The 17,166-nt window shown below is 49.0% G+C and carries 15 protein-coding genes; all 15 read left to right on the top strand.

All coding sequences use genetic code 11. From position 1 onward, the window contains the following. Positions 1 to 120 precede the first annotated feature (120 nt). The 15 genes from yfmF (at position 121) to IC21_RS10495 (ending at position 17,084) form a co-directional block, all read left to right on the top strand. Positions 121 to 1,395, top strand: coding sequence for an EF-P 5-aminopentanol modification-associated protein YfmF (gene yfmF / locus IC21_RS10565; RefSeq protein WP_013859156.1), 1,275 nt, complete (start codon positions 121 to 123; stop codon positions 1,393 to 1,395). After that, complete coding sequence (gene yfmH, locus IC21_RS10560) at positions 1,396 to 2,682, top strand: EF-P 5-aminopentanol modification-associated protein YfmH (RefSeq protein ID WP_029141543.1); 1,287 nt, start codon at positions 1,396 to 1,398, stop codon at positions 2,680 to 2,682. It begins immediately after the preceding gene. Positions 2,683 to 2,719: 37 nt separating this feature from the next. Continuing rightward, positions 2,720 to 3,442: an elongation factor P 5-aminopentanone reductase gene (gene ymfI / locus IC21_RS10555; RefSeq protein ID WP_026104883.1), complete on the top strand. Its 723-nt coding sequence runs from the start codon at positions 2,720 to 2,722 to the stop codon at positions 3,440 to 3,442. 196 nt (positions 3,443 to 3,638) lie between these two features. Continuing rightward, positions 3,639 to 3,899 (top strand): DUF3243 domain-containing protein, encoded by a 261-nt coding sequence (locus IC21_RS10550; RefSeq protein WP_013859159.1) that lies wholly within the window; start codon positions 3,639 to 3,641, stop codon positions 3,897 to 3,899. Positions 3,900 to 4,090: 191 nt separating this feature from the next. Beyond that, positions 4,091 to 4,882 (top strand): DUF3388 domain-containing protein, encoded by a 792-nt coding sequence (locus IC21_RS10545; protein ID WP_017554614.1) that lies wholly within the window; start codon positions 4,091 to 4,093, stop codon positions 4,880 to 4,882. 16 nt (positions 4,883 to 4,898) lie between these two features. Further along, positions 4,899 to 5,804, top strand: a complete 906-nt coding sequence (locus IC21_RS10540; RefSeq protein ID WP_029141542.1) for a helix-turn-helix domain-containing protein — start codon at positions 4,899 to 4,901, stop codon at positions 5,802 to 5,804. 55 nt (positions 5,805 to 5,859) lie between these two features. Then, positions 5,860 to 6,438 carry a CDP-diacylglycerol--glycerol-3-phosphate 3-phosphatidyltransferase gene (gene pgsA / locus IC21_RS10535; RefSeq protein WP_019721121.1) on the top strand — a complete coding sequence of 193 codons (579 nt, stop codon included), beginning with the start codon at positions 5,860 to 5,862 and terminating at the stop codon, positions 6,436 to 6,438. 171 nt (positions 6,439 to 6,609) lie between these two features. Then, complete coding sequence (locus IC21_RS10530; RefSeq protein WP_029141541.1) at positions 6,610 to 7,842, top strand: competence/damage-inducible protein A; 1,233 nt, start codon at positions 6,610 to 6,612, stop codon at positions 7,840 to 7,842. 269 nt (positions 7,843 to 8,111) lie between these two features. After that, positions 8,112 to 9,179: a recombinase RecA gene (gene recA / locus IC21_RS10525; protein ID WP_029141540.1), complete on the top strand. Its 1,068-nt coding sequence runs from the start codon at positions 8,112 to 8,114 to the stop codon at positions 9,177 to 9,179. Between the two features lie 474 nt (positions 9,180 to 9,653). Further along, complete coding sequence (rny, locus tag IC21_RS10520) at positions 9,654 to 11,216, top strand: ribonuclease Y (protein WP_029141539.1); 1,563 nt, start codon at positions 9,654 to 9,656, stop codon at positions 11,214 to 11,216. Between the two features lie 86 nt (positions 11,217 to 11,302). Further along, positions 11,303 to 12,103 (top strand): TIGR00282 family metallophosphoesterase, encoded by an 801-nt coding sequence (locus tag IC21_RS10515; protein ID WP_013859168.1) that lies wholly within the window; start codon positions 11,303 to 11,305, stop codon positions 12,101 to 12,103. 370 nt (positions 12,104 to 12,473) lie between these two features. After that, positions 12,474 to 12,734 (top strand): stage V sporulation protein SpoVS, encoded by a 261-nt coding sequence (spoVS, locus tag IC21_RS10510; RefSeq protein ID WP_013859169.1) that lies wholly within the window; start codon positions 12,474 to 12,476, stop codon positions 12,732 to 12,734. Positions 12,735 to 12,934: 200 nt separating this feature from the next. Continuing rightward, positions 12,935 to 13,846 carry a peptidase U32 family protein gene (locus IC21_RS10505; protein ID WP_035176070.1) on the top strand — a complete coding sequence of 304 codons (912 nt, stop codon included), beginning with the start codon at positions 12,935 to 12,937 and terminating at the stop codon, positions 13,844 to 13,846. Between the two features lie 10 nt (positions 13,847 to 13,856). Further along, positions 13,857 to 15,128: a peptidase U32 family protein gene (locus IC21_RS10500; protein ID WP_029141537.1), complete on the top strand. Its 1,272-nt coding sequence runs from the start codon at positions 13,857 to 13,859 to the stop codon at positions 15,126 to 15,128. A 348-nt stretch (positions 15,129 to 15,476) separates the two neighbouring features. Further along, positions 15,477 to 17,084: an amino acid permease gene (locus IC21_RS10495; RefSeq protein ID WP_234969428.1), complete on the top strand. Its 1,608-nt coding sequence runs from the start codon at positions 15,477 to 15,479 to the stop codon at positions 17,082 to 17,084. Positions 17,085 to 17,166 lie beyond the last annotated feature (82 nt).

Below are 17,166 nucleotides of genomic sequence, written 5' to 3'. Positions count from 1 at the left end.
ACTTGCCGGGACACCTGTCTCCCCTGTATAGTAAAATTAATGCATTTACAGGTTAAACAACCCCGCAGTCAGGCATACTTTTACTATTGGCACGAAGCTCGTTGAAAAAGGAGGATCCATATGGCCATTTCAAAAGAGACGGTTCGCAAAATGAAAGGGTACACACTACATACCATCAAAACGGACAAATACAAAACGAATACGCTTGTATGGAAAATGAAAGCGCCACTTGAAAAAGACACGGTTACGCTGCGGGCTCTGCTCCCGAATGTTCTTCAAAGCAGCACGGGGCGATTGAAGACGACCGCAAAATTAAGGGCGTATCTCGATGATTTGTACGGCGCTCATTTTTATGTCGATACGGCCAAAAAAGGGGAATACCATATTCTGACCTTTACGATTGAAATTGCGAACGAAAAATTTTTGCAGGATGCAGAACCGCTGCTCCAACGGGGAGTTGAATTTTTGGCGGAAGTTTTGCTGAACCCGCATGCAGACGGCGGGCAGTTTGACAGCCAAACGGTGGAGAAGGAAAAACGGGTGCTGAAACAGCGGATCCAGTCTGTATACGATGATAAAATGCGGTATGCAAGCATGCGGCTGATTGAAGAAATGTGCAAAGAAGAGCCGTACGCACTGCAGGCAAACGGCGTTCTTGATGATGTGGACGCCATCACGCCCGCTTCGCTTTATCAATATTATCAAAAAGCGATCCGGGAAGATGAACTGGACTTGTTTGTGACGGGCGATGTCGATGAAGACCGTCTTGCGGCCATTTGCGAATGCCTGCGTTTTCCGGACCGCGAGCCGAAACGGGCTGCCTCAAGAACGCTCCAAAAGGTCTCCGGCGTCAAAAAAATCAAGGAATCCCAGGATATCCGCCAGGGCAAGCTCAATATCGGCTACCGCACCAATATTACGTTCGGGGACAGCGATTATTTTCCGCTTCAGATGTTTAACGGCATTTTCGGCGGTTTTTCCCACTCCAAGCTTTTCCTGAATGTACGGGAGAAAGAAAGCCTTTGCTATTATGTCGCGAGCCAGATCGAGAGCCATAAAGGGCTGATGATGGTGATGAGCGGCATCGAATCCGCGAATTTTGACAAGGCCGTCTCCATTATTGAAAAACAGCTGGAAGCAATGAAAAACGGGGATTTCAGCGAACAGGAAATCGGGCAAACGAAAGCCGTTATCCGCAACCAGCTGCTTGAGTCAACGGATACATCCCGCGGCCTCGTTGAAATTTTGTACCATAACGTCATTGCCGGCACCGAAACCGGCGTGGAAGATTGGATAAGGGAAATCAAGGCAGTCGAAAAAGGGGAAATTGTGAAAGTGGCCGCAAAAATTGAACCCGATACGATCTACTTCTTGTCCGGAATGGAGGGGAAATAAATGGAAACCCAACAATTCAGTCAGCTTGGCGAAACGCTTTACGGTGAAACACTTGATAACGGATTAAAAGTATATGTGCTCCCGAAGCGCGGGTTTAACAAAACATTTGTTACGTTTACGACAAAATACGGTTCAGTTGACAACACGTTTGTCCCGCTTGGGAAAAGCGATTTTGTGCGGGTCCCGGATGGCATTGCCCATTTTCTTGAACATAAAATGTTTGAAAAAGAAGACGGGGATGTGTTTCAGCAATTCAGCCGGCAGGGCGCATCGGCCAATGCTTTCACGAGTTTTAACCGGACGGCCTACCTGTTTTCAAGCACCGATCAGGTGATGAAAAACCTGGAAACGCTGGTGGATATGGTGCAAACGCCGTATTTTACCGCACAGACGGTTGAAAAAGAAAAGGGGATTATCGGCCAGGAAATCATGATGTACAATGACAACCCGGACTGGCGGCTGTATTACGGCCTGATTGAAAATTTATATGCACACCACCCGGTAAAAATTGACATTGCCGGCACGGTTGACTCGATCGCAAAAATCACCGCAGCGCAATTATACGAGTGTTACCATACATTTTATCATCCGAGCAATATGCTGCTGTTTGCCGTCGGAAATGTATCGCCGGATGAGGTGCTTTCTTTTATGAGAGAAAACCAGGCGAAGAAAAAGTACGAAAAAGCACCGGAGATTAAAAGGCGTTTTCCGGAAGAACCGGCACAGGCGGCCGAAAAAGAGCAAAAATTGCATATGAATGTGCAGATACCAAAATGCCTTGTTGGCGTAAAGGCGCTTCATACGAGCCAGCGCGGCGCTGAAATGCAAAAGAACGAACTGGTGGTCAATCTTCTCCTTGACATGCTGTTCGGCCGCAGTTCAGATGCGTACAATGCGTTGTACAATGACGGCCTGATCGACACCAGTTTTTCTTTTGACTATTCCCAGGAGCAGGGATTCGGATTTGCGATGGCCGGAGGGGATACGAAAGATCCGGATCTTTTGGCAAAGCGGCTGAAAGAGGTGATGGTTGGGGCAAAAGAAGGAAAAGGGTTGGCAGAAGAAGCGCTTGAACGGACGAAAAAGAAAAAGATCGGGGGATTTCTGCGCCAGCTGAATTCACCTGAATTTATCGCCAACCAGTTTACAAGATACGCGTTTAATGATATGAATTTATTTGACGTTGTCCCTGTGCTTGAACAAATCCGGTTCAGCGATGTGCTGGAAACGGCGGAAGCTTTTTTTGATGAAGAACGGTTTACCGTTTGCCAGGTTTTACCGAAATAACCCGGGGTAGCCCCGGGTTTTTAAATGGGGGAGAAAATTGAAAAAGTTTGCGTTGATTACGGGTGCGAGCGGCGGAATCGGAAAGGCCACAGCTGAAATGCTGGCAAAAGAAGGGTGGAATCTGTATTTGCATTACCACCAAAATGAAGCGGCGATCAAAGAACTGCTTTCCATCTGCCGGCAATTCGGGGCGGAAGCGATCCCGATCCGCGCCGACCTCACAACAGACGGCACCGTGAAAACGATAGCAGAAAATGTTTTTCATCTCGATGCGATCATCCATGCGGCCGGCATTTCCCATTACGGGCTACTTTCAGATATCGATGACGAAGCCATTGACAAGCTTTACCGGATTCATGTAAAGGCGCCGCTTCTGATTATCAGGCAGTTGTTGCCCAAATTGCGGCAAAATGAGGTTTCGCACATTGTGCTTGTCAGTTCAATCTGGGGGCAGGCAGGCGCGGCGTGCGAGGCCGTATATTCGGCGATGAAAGGCGCACAGATCGCATTTGTAAAAGCGCTCGCTAAAGAAACGGCAAGAAGCGGCGTACGCGTGAATGCAGTCGCACCCGGGGCGGTTGGCACCAACATGCTTGCCAGGTTTGCGCCGGAAGAAATTTCAGATCTCGAAGCGGACATCCCGCTTGGCCGGCTTGCCAAACCGGAAGAAATTGCCGGCGCAGTTTCTTTCCTGCTCTCGGGAAAAAGCATTTACATCACCGGCCAGACGATTGGCGTCAACGGGGGCTGGTATATGTAGCCCCGCCCGGCAAAAGATGCAAAGGAATCCGCATTGTTTTTTCACGCGGGTTAACCAAAAAACGGGCAAATTTGCCAACCGCAGCACCGTTCCGCCCGGCCGGTGCCTTGAAAGAAGCACGGGTTCCATTTTCCATGCATAGCCTTCCAAGCCGGGTCACAAGCTAAGGTTGAACAACTTGAAAGGAGGCTGTGACATGAACGTATTTGAAAACTGGGACCAATGGAAAAACTTTTTGGGGGACCGCCTCAACCAGGCAAAGCAACAGGGGATGCCCCAGGAAACGATTAACAAACTTGCTGAGCAGGTCGGCGATTATTTGGCCGCACAAGTAGATCCGAAAAATGAACAGGAACGCGTTCTTGCCGATTTATGGTCAGTGGCATCGCAGGAAGAGCAGCAAGCCATTGCCAATGTAATGGTAAAACTCGTTCAAAATAACGGTACCCAGTCATAAAGAAATACCGGCGCATCACAATAACAATTGGCGGCTTTTTAAAAGCCGGCTGTTTGGTGATGCCGCCGGTTTTTTTCATGTCCCGACAAAATTCACGATTTTTAGAGCTTTCACTTCCTTATTGCTGAAAAATCATATATCATATAACCTAGATATGTTCGTTGGAATCCGGATTTCGGGAGGGGGTTTGAGTGGATGACAGGAAAGAGTGGTACTTGGAATATGAAATCACGATCAACCGGCCGGGGCTTTTGGGTGATGTTTCCTCCCTCTTGGGTATGTTAGCGATCAATATCAGAAGCATTAACGGCGTTGACCATAAAAAACGGGGCTTGCTGCTGCTTGTCAAAAATGAAGAACAGATCGGCCGGCTCGAATCGATATTGCAAACAGTGGAAACGATAAAAGTAACGAAAATCAGGGAATCCAAGCTCAGGGACAGACTTGCGGTCCGGCACGGAAGGTATATCCAGCGCGATCATGACGACCGGAAAACATTCCGCTTTGTGCGCGATGATCTCGGGATTCTGGTCGATTTTATGGCCGAGCATTTTAAACAGGAAGGCCATAAGCTGATTGGCATTCGCGGGATGCCGCGCGTCGGAAAAACAGAGTCAATTGTGGCGGCAAGCGTGTGTGCCAATAAAAAGTGGATTTTTCTTTCCTCCACGATGATCAAACAGACGGTGAGAAGCAGCCTGATTGAGGATGAATATAATCCAAACAATATTTTTATCCTGGATGGCATCGTATCCGCTGAGAGGGGAAACGAACGGCACTGGCAGATGATCCGTGAAATCATGCGGCTCCCGGCTGTAAAAGTGGTGGAACACCCGGATATTTTCGTGCAGCGTTCGGAATACACGCTCGATGATTTTGATTACATTATTGAGTTGAGAGAAGACCCGTCACAGGAAATTACATACGACTTGCTCCAGCAAAACCGGATGTTTCAAGGCGGATTTGGAGGATTTGATTACTAGATTGGCAGGTGTTACCATGACGGAATTAGGGAATCGTTTAAAAGAAGCGAGGAAAGAAAAGGGCATCAGCCTGGATGATTTGCAGGAGATGACCAAGATCCAAAAAAGATATTTGAAAAACATTGAAGAAGGAAATTATGATTCAATGCCTGGAAAATTTTACGTCCGGGCATTTATTAAGCAGTATGCCGAGGCAGTCGGGCTTGACCCGGAAACTTTATTTGAAGAGTATGAAAGCGACATCCCCCGTACGGAACAGGAAGAATTTCCCGAGCAACTTTCGCGGGTGCAGACGTCCAACAAAAGGGCTGCACCGGATACCGTCAAGATGATGAACGTGCTGCCGAGGATTCTTGTCGTCGCCGCCATCATCGCGATTTTATTTTTGCTTTGGTTTGTTGTATATAAGCTTGCCGGCCACAACACGAAGGAAAAATTAAACAGCGGGGCTTCCGGCAATGTAAGCGTGCAAAAAGAAAGCATAAAATCGGCTGAAAAGGTGTCATCCGGCAGAAATACCGGTAGCTCTTCCGAAAAAAATGCGGCGAAAACGCCAAAAAAACCGGCATCGGAAACGAAGAAAACAGCCCAAAAACTGGAAACCGTGTCTTCAAGCGGGTACACGACCACCTATAAACTGGCCGGCACCAGCCAGTTCAAACTTGAACTGAAAGCAAACGGCGGCCGATCATGGGTACAGGTGAAAAACAGCGACGGTTCAACCAACTTTCAACAATTGCTGAATGATGGGGACAGCCGGACAGCGGATCTGTCAAATCAAAAACAAGTCACGATTACGATCGGAAACACCGTCAATACGGAAGTGTATATCAATGGCAAAGAACTAAAATACCATATTCCGGCATCCAAAGAAGTACGCCAGGATATGATCATCCAGTTTAACGGCCCACAAACGGAATAAGCCTTGTTTAAGGCTTTTTCTTTGGAAAATATATGGACAGTTGGAGGAAAATCCAGTGAATTTGCCGAATAAAATTACTGTATCACGCGTATGTTTAATCCCTGTTTTTTTACTCATCATGGCGGTGCCGTTCGATTGGGGCACCTTTGAATGGCTGGGAGCCGAAATTCCGGTCACCCATTTTGCCGGTGCGGTGATTTTTGCAGTTGCATCCATGACAGACTGGATCGACGGCCATTATGCCCGCAAATACAATCTCGTTACCAACTTCGGGAAATTCCTCGATCCGCTTGCGGACAAACTGCTTGTTTCAACGGCGTTTATTTTGCTCGTCGGGCTCAAGCTGGCGCCGGCATGGATTGTTGTCGTGATCATTGCCCGCGAGTTTGCCGTGACGGGTTTGCGGCTAATTTTGGCAGAGGGCGGGGAAGTTGCAGCAGCCAATATGCTTGGAAAAATCAAAACATGGACGCAAATCATTGCCATCCTTTTATTGCTGTTGCATAACTTCCCGTTTTCGGCACTCTCATTCCGCATGGATCTGGTCGCTTTGTGGGTGGCGCTCATCTTTACCATCTGGTCAGGCGCTGATTATTTCTATTTAAACCGGGGCGTATTTGCCCGCTCGAAATAACCAAGCAGTGAGAGCCTCTCACTGCTTTTTTGCCCGCCGGCGCTGATGCTAACCCGGCACGGGCCGCAGGATTTCCGGGAAAAGGCGGCATTGCGGGGCGGATTTCGGGTCTTCTGGATTGGTGCCGCCATGTGTTCGTTTTTTGCTTTAAAAGAGAGGGAGGAATGGAAAGTGAATGCCGAAATAATTGCAGTCGGTTCGGAACTTTTGCTTGGCCAGATCACCAATACAAACGCCACATTTATTGCTGCGCAATTGGCGGAAATCGGCGTGGATGTGTATTATCAGACCGTTGTCGGCGATAACGCAGAGCGGCTCGAAGCGGCAATCCGTACAGCGGAGGACCGCGCCGATTTATTGATTTTTACTGGCGGGCTCGGTCCGACAAAGGATGATTTAACAAAAGAAACGATTGCATCGCATATCGAAAAAAAACTGGTCACAGACGAAGATGCCATGCGTTCCATCGAACAGTTTTTTATCCGTACAAAACGAAAAATGACGGAAAACAACAAAAAGCAGGCGCTTGTCATTGAAGGCTCGAAAGTGTTTCCGAATGACCACGGCATGGCGCCGGGCATGCTGGCCAAAAGTCGAAACCACTATTACTTGCTGCTCCCCGGCCCGCCGCATGAACTGGAACCGATGTTTATCCATTATGCCAGTCCCGCGATCCAGGATGAACTGGAAACGATCGAAAAAATCGAATCGCGCGTTCTCCGTTTCTTCGGGATCGGCGAATCCCAACTGGAAACAGAAATCCGCCAAATATTGGAAACCCAGAGCAATCCGACTGTTGCTCCGCTTGCGAAAGAAGGGGAAGTGACACTCAGGATTACGGCGAAACACCAGTCGGTGGCAACGGCGAACCAAATGATCGATCAAGTGGAAAAAGAGATTTTGCAAATTGCCGGATCGTATTTTTACGGTTATAACGATACGACGTTAATGGAGGCCCTGCTTGAAAAACTTTCAGAAAAACAGCTGACGCTGGCCTGCGCGGAAAGCCTGACTGCCGGCAAATTTGCAGCGGAAATGGCGTCCATCCAGGGTGTCAGCACGATGCTGAAAGGCGGCGTTGTTGTCTATACGAACGAAGCGAAGATGAAGCTTGCCAAAGTGAAAAAAGAAACACTTGACAAGTACGGCGCCGTCAGCAGCCAGTGTGCAAAAGAACTGGCGGAAAATATCCGCAGCATCATGGATGCCGACATTGGCATCAGTTTTACAGGTGTGGCCGGCCCGGACCCCCTTGAAGGCCATCCGCCGGGAACCGTGTGGATCGGCATTGCCATAAAAGGGAAAGAAACGGCCGCCTATCTGTTGGAACTTTCCGGATCCCGGAACAACGTCCGCACGAGATCAGTGAAATACGGCTGCTGGCATTTGCTGAAACTGCTTTAGTCCGAAAGCCGCTTCTGCTCATTGCAAATGGCGGAAGCGGCCTTTTTACGAAAAAAATTTGTTTGCCAAAAATTCAATTTTCGGCCCTTTTTGCCGGGGAAATTTCCATTTTTGCAGGGGAAAAACCCCATTTTTTTTGCCGGATTTTTGCAAAAAAGAGACGAATAGGCGTTCGACATTTTGCTTGGCAAACACGGAAAAAACGGGTATAGTATAGATATAGATTTATTGCTTTCAAGAGTCCGTGATGAATAAAAGGAGGAAATTTTGTGAATGATCGTCAACAAGCCTTAGACCAGGCTCTGAAACAAATAGAAAAGCAATTTGGCAAGGGCTCCATTATGCGGCTGGGCGAGCAGACCGACCGGGTTGTCTCCACGATCCCGACCGGTTCGCTTGCGCTTGATATTGCCCTTGGTGTCGGCGGCTACCCGCGCGGCCGCGTCATTGAAATATATGGCCCTGAAAGTTCCGGTAAAACAACGGTTGCCCTGCATGCGATTGCGGAAGTCCAGGCACAGGGCGGACAGGCTGCCTTTATTGATGCGGAACACGCACTTGACCCGGTTTATGCCCAAAAGCTCGGTGTCAACATTGATGAACTGCTCCTGTCCCAGCCGGATACGGGCGAACAGGCGCTGGAAATTGCAGAAGCGCTCGTCCGCAGCGGCGCAGTGGACATTGTTGTCATTGACTCCGTTGCTGCGCTTGTGCCGAGAGCGGAAATTGAAGGGGAAATGGGCGATTCCCATGTCGGCCTCCAGGCACGGCTGATGTCCCAGGCGCTGCGGAAATTATCGGGTGCGATCAACAAATCAAACACGATTGCGATTTTCATTAACCAAATCCGGGAAAAAGTCGGCGTGATGTTCGGCAATCCTGAAGTCACACCGGGCGGACGCGCGCTCAAGTTTTACTCGTCCGTACGCCTTGAAGTGCGCCGTGCCGAACAGATCAAACAAGGGAGCGACATTGTCGGCAACAAAACGAAAATCAAGGTTGTCAAAAACAAAGTAGCGCCTCCGTTTAAAACGGCAGAAGTGGATATTATGTACGGCGAAGGGATCTCAAAAGAAGGCGAGATCGTCGATATGGGAAGCGACCTTGACATCATCCAAAAAAGCGGGGCCTGGTATGCTTATAACGGCGAGCGGCTCGGCCAGGGGCGTGAAAATGCGAAACAGTTTTTAAAGGAAAATGCGGATTTGAAAAACGAGATTGCCGCAAAAATCCGGGAACATTATGACCTGGCGGAAGATGCCGGTTCCCATGAAACCGAAAATGCTGCAGATGAAAAGGAAGCTGTGGAAGGACAGGAAGAATTGAATTTGGAGTAACCTATAAGCGCCTGAAATGCTGACCGCATCCAGGCGCTTTTTGCCGTCCTTTTCCACCGGGCTTTTTTGCGCCGCAAAAGCTGCATGGCTGAAAGGGATCAACACAAATTACGATGGCAATCTTTCCGCTTCACTTGACAATAAAAATTCCCACCTTTAAAATTAATATGTATATTTTATTTTTCTAAAAACGACTTTCTCCTGTACGGAAAGCAAACCCTCCCGGAAGTTTCCGGAAGGGAGCCGGTTTTTAATCCGGCAGCTTTTCCGCGTACGGCTGACAGAACATCCTTGTCTTCAGCCGGACCGGGACGAAACGCATGATGTTTTCATGCCTATGCACCGGAGGGGATTGCCCCGGGATCGACGTTTTACTTTTTAAGCCAGGCGCTGTATACTGTAAACCTAAGGATTAATGTAACAGCCGACATTTTTTAACGTGGAAGAAGTTCATAGCAAGAGGAGGTGAGATTGATGGAGTCTCTCATATGGATCATCTCCCTTTTGCTTGTCCTTATCGTCGGTGTAGTTGTTGGCTATTTCATCCGGAGATCAATTTATGAAGCAAAAATTGCAGGGGCGAAAAATGCGGCGGATCAGATCGTCGATGAAGCAAAACGCGAAGCTGACCGCCTGAAAAAAGAAGCCCTGCTTGAAGCGAAGGATGAAAATCATAAACTTCGTACGGATATGGAACGGGAATTGCGTGAACGAAGAAATGAATTGCAAAGACAGGAAAACCGCTTATTGCAAAAGGAAGAGAACCTCGACCGCAAAGATGAATCGCTCGATAAGCGTGAATCGATGCTTAAAAAGAAAGAGGATTCTTTAAACCTGAGACAACAACATATTGAAGAGATGGAAAGCAAATTGGAGGAGATGGTTAACGAGCAGGAGTCTGAGCTGGAAAGAATCTCGGGCCTCAATCGCGAACAGGCGAAAGCCATTATTATTGAAAAACTGGAAAACGAGCTTTCCCATGACATTGCCGTTAAGGTAAAGGAAGCGGAAACAAGGGCAAAAGAAGAAGCCGACAAAAAGGCGAAAAGCATTCTTTCGCTAGCCATTCAGCGGTGTGCAGCCGAGCATGTTGCTGAAACAACGGTATCGGTTGTCAATTTGCCGAATGATGAAATGAAAGGCCGCATCATCGGAAGGGAAGGGCGCAATATCCGGACGCTTGAAACGCTGACCGGGATTGACCTGATCATCGATGATACGCCGGAAGCGGTGATTCTTTCGGGATTCGATCCGGTGCGCCGGGAAACGGCACGCATTGCACTGGAAAAACTGGTTCAAGACGGCCGCATCCATCCGGCCCGCATTGAAGAAATGGTTGAAAAAGCAAGGCGGGAAGTGGATGAACATATACGCGAAGTGGGGGAACAAACCACTTTTGAAGTCGGTGTCCATGGCCTTCATCCGGACTTAATCAAAATTCTTGGCCGGTTAAAATTCCGCACGAGCTACGGGCAAAATGTCCTCAAGCACTCGATAGAAGTCGCATTCCTTTCCGGATTGCTGGCTGCCGAACTCGGGGAAGATGAAATCCTTGCCCGCCGTGCCGGCCTGCTTCATGATATGGGAAAAGCGGTAGACCATGAAGTAGAAGGAAGCCATGTGCAAATTGGCGTCGAACTCGCAACCAAATACAAGGAACATCCGGTGGTCATTAACAGTATTGCTTCCCACCATGGCGATACGGAACCGACCTCTATTATCGCGGTGCTTGTCGCTGCCGCTGATGCTTTATCCGCTGCACGGCCTGGGGCGCGCAGCGAAACGCTTGAACATTACATCAGGCGGCTTGAAAAGCTGGAGGAAATCGCCGAATCGTATGAAGGCGTTGAAAAATCGTTCGCTATCCAGGCGGGGAGAGAAGTACGCATTATGGTGAAACCGGAACAGATCGACGACCTGGAAGCCCACCGCCTGGCACGTGATATCCGCAAAAAAATTGAAAATGAGCTGGATTATCCGGGCCATATTAAAGTAACGGTCATTCGGGAAACGCGGGCTGTTGAATATGCAAAATAAGCGGTGACGTGCTCACCGCTTATTTTCTTTAAACGTTTTGAAAGAAAATGAAGATGGTTTTATAAAGCAAAGAAAGGATTTATTGCATGGAGATTCTATTTATAGGGGATGTTGTCGGGTCATTAGGGCGTGAGATGGTGAACGAATATTTGCCGAAGTTAAAGGCGAAATACAGGCCGCATTTGACCATCGTAAACGGGGAAAATGCAGCCGGCGGGCGCGGGATTACCAAAAACATTTACCGTGGTCTGCTGGATGCAGGTGCGGATATCATCACGCTCGGAAACCATGCATGGGACAACAAAGAGATTTTTGACTTTATTGAGGAAGCAAAATGGATGGTGCGTCCGGCCAATTTTCCGGACGGGACCCCAGGAAAAGGGATGGCGCTGATCAAAGCGGAAGGAACGGAGTTTGCAGTCATCAACCTGCAGGGCAGAACGTTTATGAATGCGCTCGATGACCCGTTCCGGAAAGCAGAAGAGATGGTGGCGCTGGCAAGAAAAAGAACCCATTTTATCTTTGTTGATTTCCATGCCGAAACGACAAGCGAAAAACAGGCAATGGGCTGGTTTCTGGACGGCAAAGTGTCGGCCGTGATCGGGACCCATACGCATGTGCAAACCGCCGATGCAAGAATTTTGCCAAACGGTACTGCCTATCTGACCGATGCCGGCATGACCGGTCCGTACGATGCCATTCTCGGTATGGACAAAGAAGCAGTAATGAAAAAATTTCTGACTTCGCTTCCCGTCCGTTTCGAAGTACCAAAGTCGGGAAGGAAAATATTAAGCGGATGCATCATCAGCCTTGATAAAAAAACAGGCAAAGCTGCAACAATCCAAAATATTTTAATCAATGAAGACCGCCCGTTTATCTCTGAATAAACGGGTTTTTTCTGTTTCCGGATGGATGCCGGGCACAAGAGCGCCTCTTTTTATGTACCGGCGCTTATGAAGGATGGCATAACTCGCAAAACAAAGGAATATAGTAGCAGTGAAATGATTTTTCCCGCTGTGCGGGGGCAGCTCCCCGGAGTTTTTTGAGCAAGAGACGTTCATGAAAGCCCGCACGACAAGCAGGAGAATCAGCAGCCTGATATGCGGGGCGGCTGCCGGATTTTAAGGCAGCCGCCCCATTTCCAGCGAAGCTACAAAAGGCCGGGCTGGAAACGGGCAAGAGATACTTCACGTTCGAATATGAATCGTCACTCTGAACGGACATTCGGTTAACGGAAGGAGACAAGGAGGAGAAGGAATGGAAATATTAAAAGTTTCAGCAAAATCTAATCCTAATTCTGTAGCTGGTGCACTTGCCGGTGTTCTTCGTGAAAGAGGGGGGGCGGAAATCCAGGCGATCGGGGCGGGCGCCATTAACCAGGCTGTAAAAGCCGTTGCCATTGCAAGAGGGTTTGTGGCCCCAAGCGGTGTGGATTTAATTTGCATCCCGGCTTTCACGGACATTCAGATTGAAGGAGAAGAAAGAACCGCTATTAAACTCATCGTTGAACCCCGCTGATATAGATTGGAAAGAAACGCTGTTTGCAGAAGCAGGCAGCTTTTTTTGCATGGAAAAAAGGTTTGCGGAAACTGTCATACTTTGCCGGCAAAAAAGACCCGTACCCATGATAAAGTAAAATCGTGGCACGCTTTATCTTTGCGCCTTTTTGGCGTTTTTTTTACTGCAGCCTGAAAAAGCGGCTGAAGGAGGGGTGGAAGTTGATCCATATCGTTGCTACCGCTGAATCGGCCGGGCAGGCTGAAGCGCTGATTGCGGCCGGAGTGGATACCCTCTATATCGGGGGGAACCGTTTCGGCCTGCGCATGCCCGGCCATATCACGCTTGAAGAAATAGGCGACATTACAAAGTTTGTACACCGGCAGAACAGGAAAGTGTATACAGCCGTTAACGGATTGATGCATAACGGACATATAGAGGCGCTTCCGGAATATTTGTCATCGCTTGAAAAAGCGGGAGTGGATGCGATCACTGCCGGGGATCCGGGCGTGATACAGCTCTTAAAAGAAATGAAACTGAATCTGCCTTATATTTACGATGCACAGACGCTTGTCACATCGGCAAACCAGATAAAGTTCTGGCTCAAACGCGGGGCAATAGGTGCCGTGGCGGCGCGCGAATGTACTTTTATTGAATTAAAAGAAATACAGGCGCAAATCAGGCAGCCCGTCGAGGTACAAGTATACGGCCCGACATGCATCCACCATTCGAAGCGCCGTTTGCTTTCGAATTACACCCAATTTGCGCATCTTGATGCCGGCACAACTGTCCATGACAGGCTCAGCATCAGCGAGAAGAAAGACCGGGAAAAGCAGTATCCGCTTTTTGAGGATGAAAATGGCACCCATATTTTTTCCGCAGAAGACATTGCGCTCATTCGGTATTTGCCGGATCTGCACAGGGCCGGGCTGGATACGTGGAAAATCGACGGCATTTTGGCCGAAGGGGAAACCTTTACGGACATTGCCGCCCTTTATGTCCGGGCAAAAGAAGCGGTGCTGTCCGGCACATTTGATGCGGCGCGTTTTTCAGCTGAGCTTTTGCAATTGCAGCCGGAAACGCGGAAGCTTGGCACGGGGTTTTTCCTGCGGCAGCCGGATGAAGTACAGTAGGAGGGAGAATATGCGAAACATCATCAAAAAACCGGAAGTACTTGCGCCGGCCGGAAATCTTGAAAAACTGGAAATCGCCGTCCGCTATGGCGCGGATGCCGTATATATTGGCGGACAGGCTTACGGCTTGCGTTCGAGAGCCGGCAATTTTACGTACGGAGAGATGAAGGAAGGGGTCCGCTTTGCGCATGCCCGCGGCGCAAAAGTGTATGTAGCTGCAAATATGGTCAGCCATGAAGGCGATGATGAAGGGGCAGGGGATTTTTTCCGCACACTAAAGGAGATCGGGATTGACGCTGTCATCATCTCCGACCCGGGCTTTATCACCATTTGTATGGAAGAGGCGCCCGGACTTGCCGTCCACTTGTCGACCCAGGCTTCTGCAACAAATTACAAAGCGCTTCAGTTCTGGGAGCAGGAAGGGGTCGAAAGGGTGGTTCTGGCCCGCGAAGTCAGCCTTGAAGAAATCCGCGAAATCCGGAAAAATACCGGTATGGAAATAGAAGCGTTTGTACAGGGAGCGATGTGCATTTCGTATTCCGGGCGTTGCGTGCTGTCCAACCATATGGCAAACCGCGACGCAAACCGGGGCGGATGCGCCCAGTCGTGCCGTTGGAAATATGACTTGTTTGAAAATGATGGGGCCGACATCTTAACAGCCGGCGGCGAGCCGTTTTCCATGAGTGCGGTGGACCTTACGATGATCCATCACGTGCCGGAATTGATTGAAGCGGGTGTGGGAAGTTTTAAAATTGAAGGCAGAATGAAGTCGATCCACTATGTTTCGACTGTGGCGAATGTGTACCGGGCGATTGTCGATGCCTATTGCATAGATCCAGGCCATTTTGTTTTTGACCCGGCGTGGGAGGAAGAAATTTGGAAAGTGGCACAACGGGAACTGGCAACCGGTTTTTACTTTGGGGAACCGGATGCCCGCCAGCAACTGTTCGGGCGCCCCCGCAAAATCCCGAAATATACTTTCGCTGCCCGCGTTTTGGATTACGACCCGGCTACAAAAATCGCCACGCTTGAACAGCGCAACCATTTTGCGGCAGGGGAAGAAGTGGAGTTTTACGGGCCGGGATTTTCCCGTTTCACACAAACCATCCGCAAGCTTTGGGATGAAGACGGCAAATGCATTGAACGTGCCCCGAATGCGCTGATGACCGTGAAAACAATCACCGACCATCCTGTAAAACCTTATGATTTGATGCGGATACGCAAAATGCCGGTGAGTACGGCGCGCTTTTCAAACTTCCCTGTTCAGGCTCCAAGTGAATGAAAATTTACCTCAAAACGGCGGGATATCAAAACATGTCCCCGCCGTTTTTCATCCCCGGCTTTCGTCAATTTGCCTTCCAATGGTATGCAAAATAGATTATGCTATGCATTTTTGCATAAGAAGTTTTCCTTTTTCTCGCCTTTCCCTCCGAAACCCTGCGGCTGCTTTTCCCAAATTCCGAGTTTTTCAAATCCTCCTCTTGTTTTTCCGGCAATTGGTATGAAAATTGCAAAGATGTAGAACAATAGGCCTCCATGTGGATGGAAGCGGATCTGCCTTATTGGCGTACCAAAAAGCAAACATCTTTGATTTGTGGAATAGAGAGGGAGGATGATAAAATTGGAGAATGTGACATTAAAGCGTTCACTCGGTTTATGGGCCATCGTCGGACTCGGGTTAGGGTATATGACGCCTACCATTGTGTTTGATACTTTTGGCATCGTATCAAAGGAAACCAACGGGGTGGTGCCGCTTGCCTATATCACAGCTTTGATTGTCATGCTGTTTACCGCTATCAGTTACGGGAAGATGGTAAAAGTTTTCCCGAACGCCGGATCTGCCTACACGTATACAAGGGAAACGATGAACCCCCATCTCGGGTTCCTTGTCGGATGGGCGGCGTTGCTCGACTATTTGCTGTTGCCCATGGTGAATGCTTTAATTATCCGGATTTATATGGTATCCGTCTTTCCAAACGTGCCCTCCTGGATCTGGGTGGTGGCGTATGTAGCCGCCGTGACGGGCATCAATGTATGGAGCATGGGGAAAACGTCCAATATGAACACCATTCTTGTTGCTTTTGAATTGGTGCTGATCGCCGCTTTTCTTGTGCTGGCCATTGTACAATTTTCGCACGGGATGGGAAAAGGCACGGTTATCACTTTCGATCCGCTTTACCACTCCGGTGTCCGTTTGAGCGCGGTCCTGACCGGTGCGACAGTCGTATGTTTCTCGTTTATCGGCTTTGATGCGGTGACGATGTATGCGGAGGAAGCGAAAGATCCCAAAATCATGCCGAAAGCGATCATGCTGACGGTTTTTATCGGCGGAGCGGTCTTTTTTATCGCCAGTTATTTCGCGCAAGCCTTGTTTCCGGACGTTTCTCATTTTAAAAACACGGATGACACATTGCCCGAAATCGGATTGTACGTGGGCGGAACGCTGTTTAAGTTATTGTTTATTTCCGGTGCATTTGCCGCCACGGTTGCGTCCGGCCTTGCTTCCCATGCCAGTGTTTCACGGCTGTTATATGTGATGGGGAGAAACGGTGTCCTGCCGAAGCGATGGTTTGGATACGTGCATCCAAAATTCCGGACCCCCGCTTGGAATGTAATCCTTGTCGGCCTGGTGTCGCTGCTTGCGATCACGCCCAGCCTGGAGCTCATTTCCTCGTTTATCAACTTTGGCGCTCTTATTGCTTTTACATTCGTCAATTTATCTGTTGTTGCCTTCTTTGTCTTCCGGAAAAAGCGCTATAAAACGGCAAAAGATGTGTTTTCTTACCTGGTGATGCCGGCCGGCGCGGTGGTCGCGAAAGAAGAAGTGTTCAAAAGCTGGTTCCCGAATCCGTTCATGCATACCACCACTTTCGGCGGAAATCCGCTTGCCTGTGCAGCGGCAATTGCCACGATCGGCGTCCTCATCGAGGGAAAACTGCCGGAACGCGCGGCTGCTTGCGGGGAATATTTCTTAAACGGCTTAAAAGAGGCGGCAAAAGGCCACGAAGACATTGTCCAGGAAGTCCGCGGGAAAGGATTAATGATCGGAGTAGAATTCCACTCGGATGAACTCGGTTATGAAGTGGCAAAAGGCATGTTTGACGGGGGTGTGCTTGTTGCGGGAACATTGATTAATTCAAAAACCTTGCGCTTTGAACCGGCGCTTACGATCAGCTATGAAGAAGTCGACCAGGTTATCCGCACGTTTAAACATGTTTTATCGCAAGTAAAGGCATAAAATCCAAAACGGATGAGAAACGCAAAAAGCCTCTGCCTGATACAGGAAGAGGCTTTTTGCGCCGGGCGCGGAGGTAAGCCCC

The sequence above is a fragment of the Heyndrickxia coagulans DSM 1 = ATCC 7050 genome (assembly GCF_000290615.1).
Taxonomy (GTDB): domain Bacteria; phylum Bacillota; class Bacilli; order Bacillales; family Bacillaceae_C; genus Weizmannia; species Weizmannia coagulans.
The sequence above is the reverse complement of the archived record's forward strand: the minus strand, read 5'-3'. Positions and strand labels throughout refer to the sequence as shown.

Excerpts from the sequence above, each read along its gene's own strand:
- yfmF (WP_013859156.1), top strand. The coding sequence starts at position 121 with ATGGCCATTTCAAAAGAGACGGTTCGCAAAATGAAAGGGTACACACTA.
- yfmH (WP_029141543.1), top strand. The coding sequence starts at position 1,396 with ATGGAAACCCAACAATTCAGTCAGCTTGGCGAAACGCTTTACGGTGAA.
- IC21_RS10550 (WP_013859159.1), top strand. The coding sequence starts at position 3,639 with ATGAACGTATTTGAAAACTGGGACCAATGGAAAAACTTTTTGGGGGAC.
- IC21_RS10540 (WP_029141542.1), top strand. The coding sequence starts at position 4,899 with ATGACGGAATTAGGGAATCGTTTAAAAGAAGCGAGGAAAGAAAAGGGC.
- rny (WP_029141539.1), top strand. The coding sequence starts at position 9,654 with ATGGAGTCTCTCATATGGATCATCTCCCTTTTGCTTGTCCTTATCGTC.
- IC21_RS10515 (WP_013859168.1), top strand. The coding sequence starts at position 11,303 with ATGGAGATTCTATTTATAGGGGATGTTGTCGGGTCATTAGGGCGTGAG.
- spoVS (WP_013859169.1), top strand. The coding sequence starts at position 12,474 with ATGGAAATATTAAAAGTTTCAGCAAAATCTAATCCTAATTCTGTAGCT.
- IC21_RS10500 (WP_029141537.1), top strand. The coding sequence starts at position 13,857 with ATGCGAAACATCATCAAAAAACCGGAAGTACTTGCGCCGGCCGGAAAT.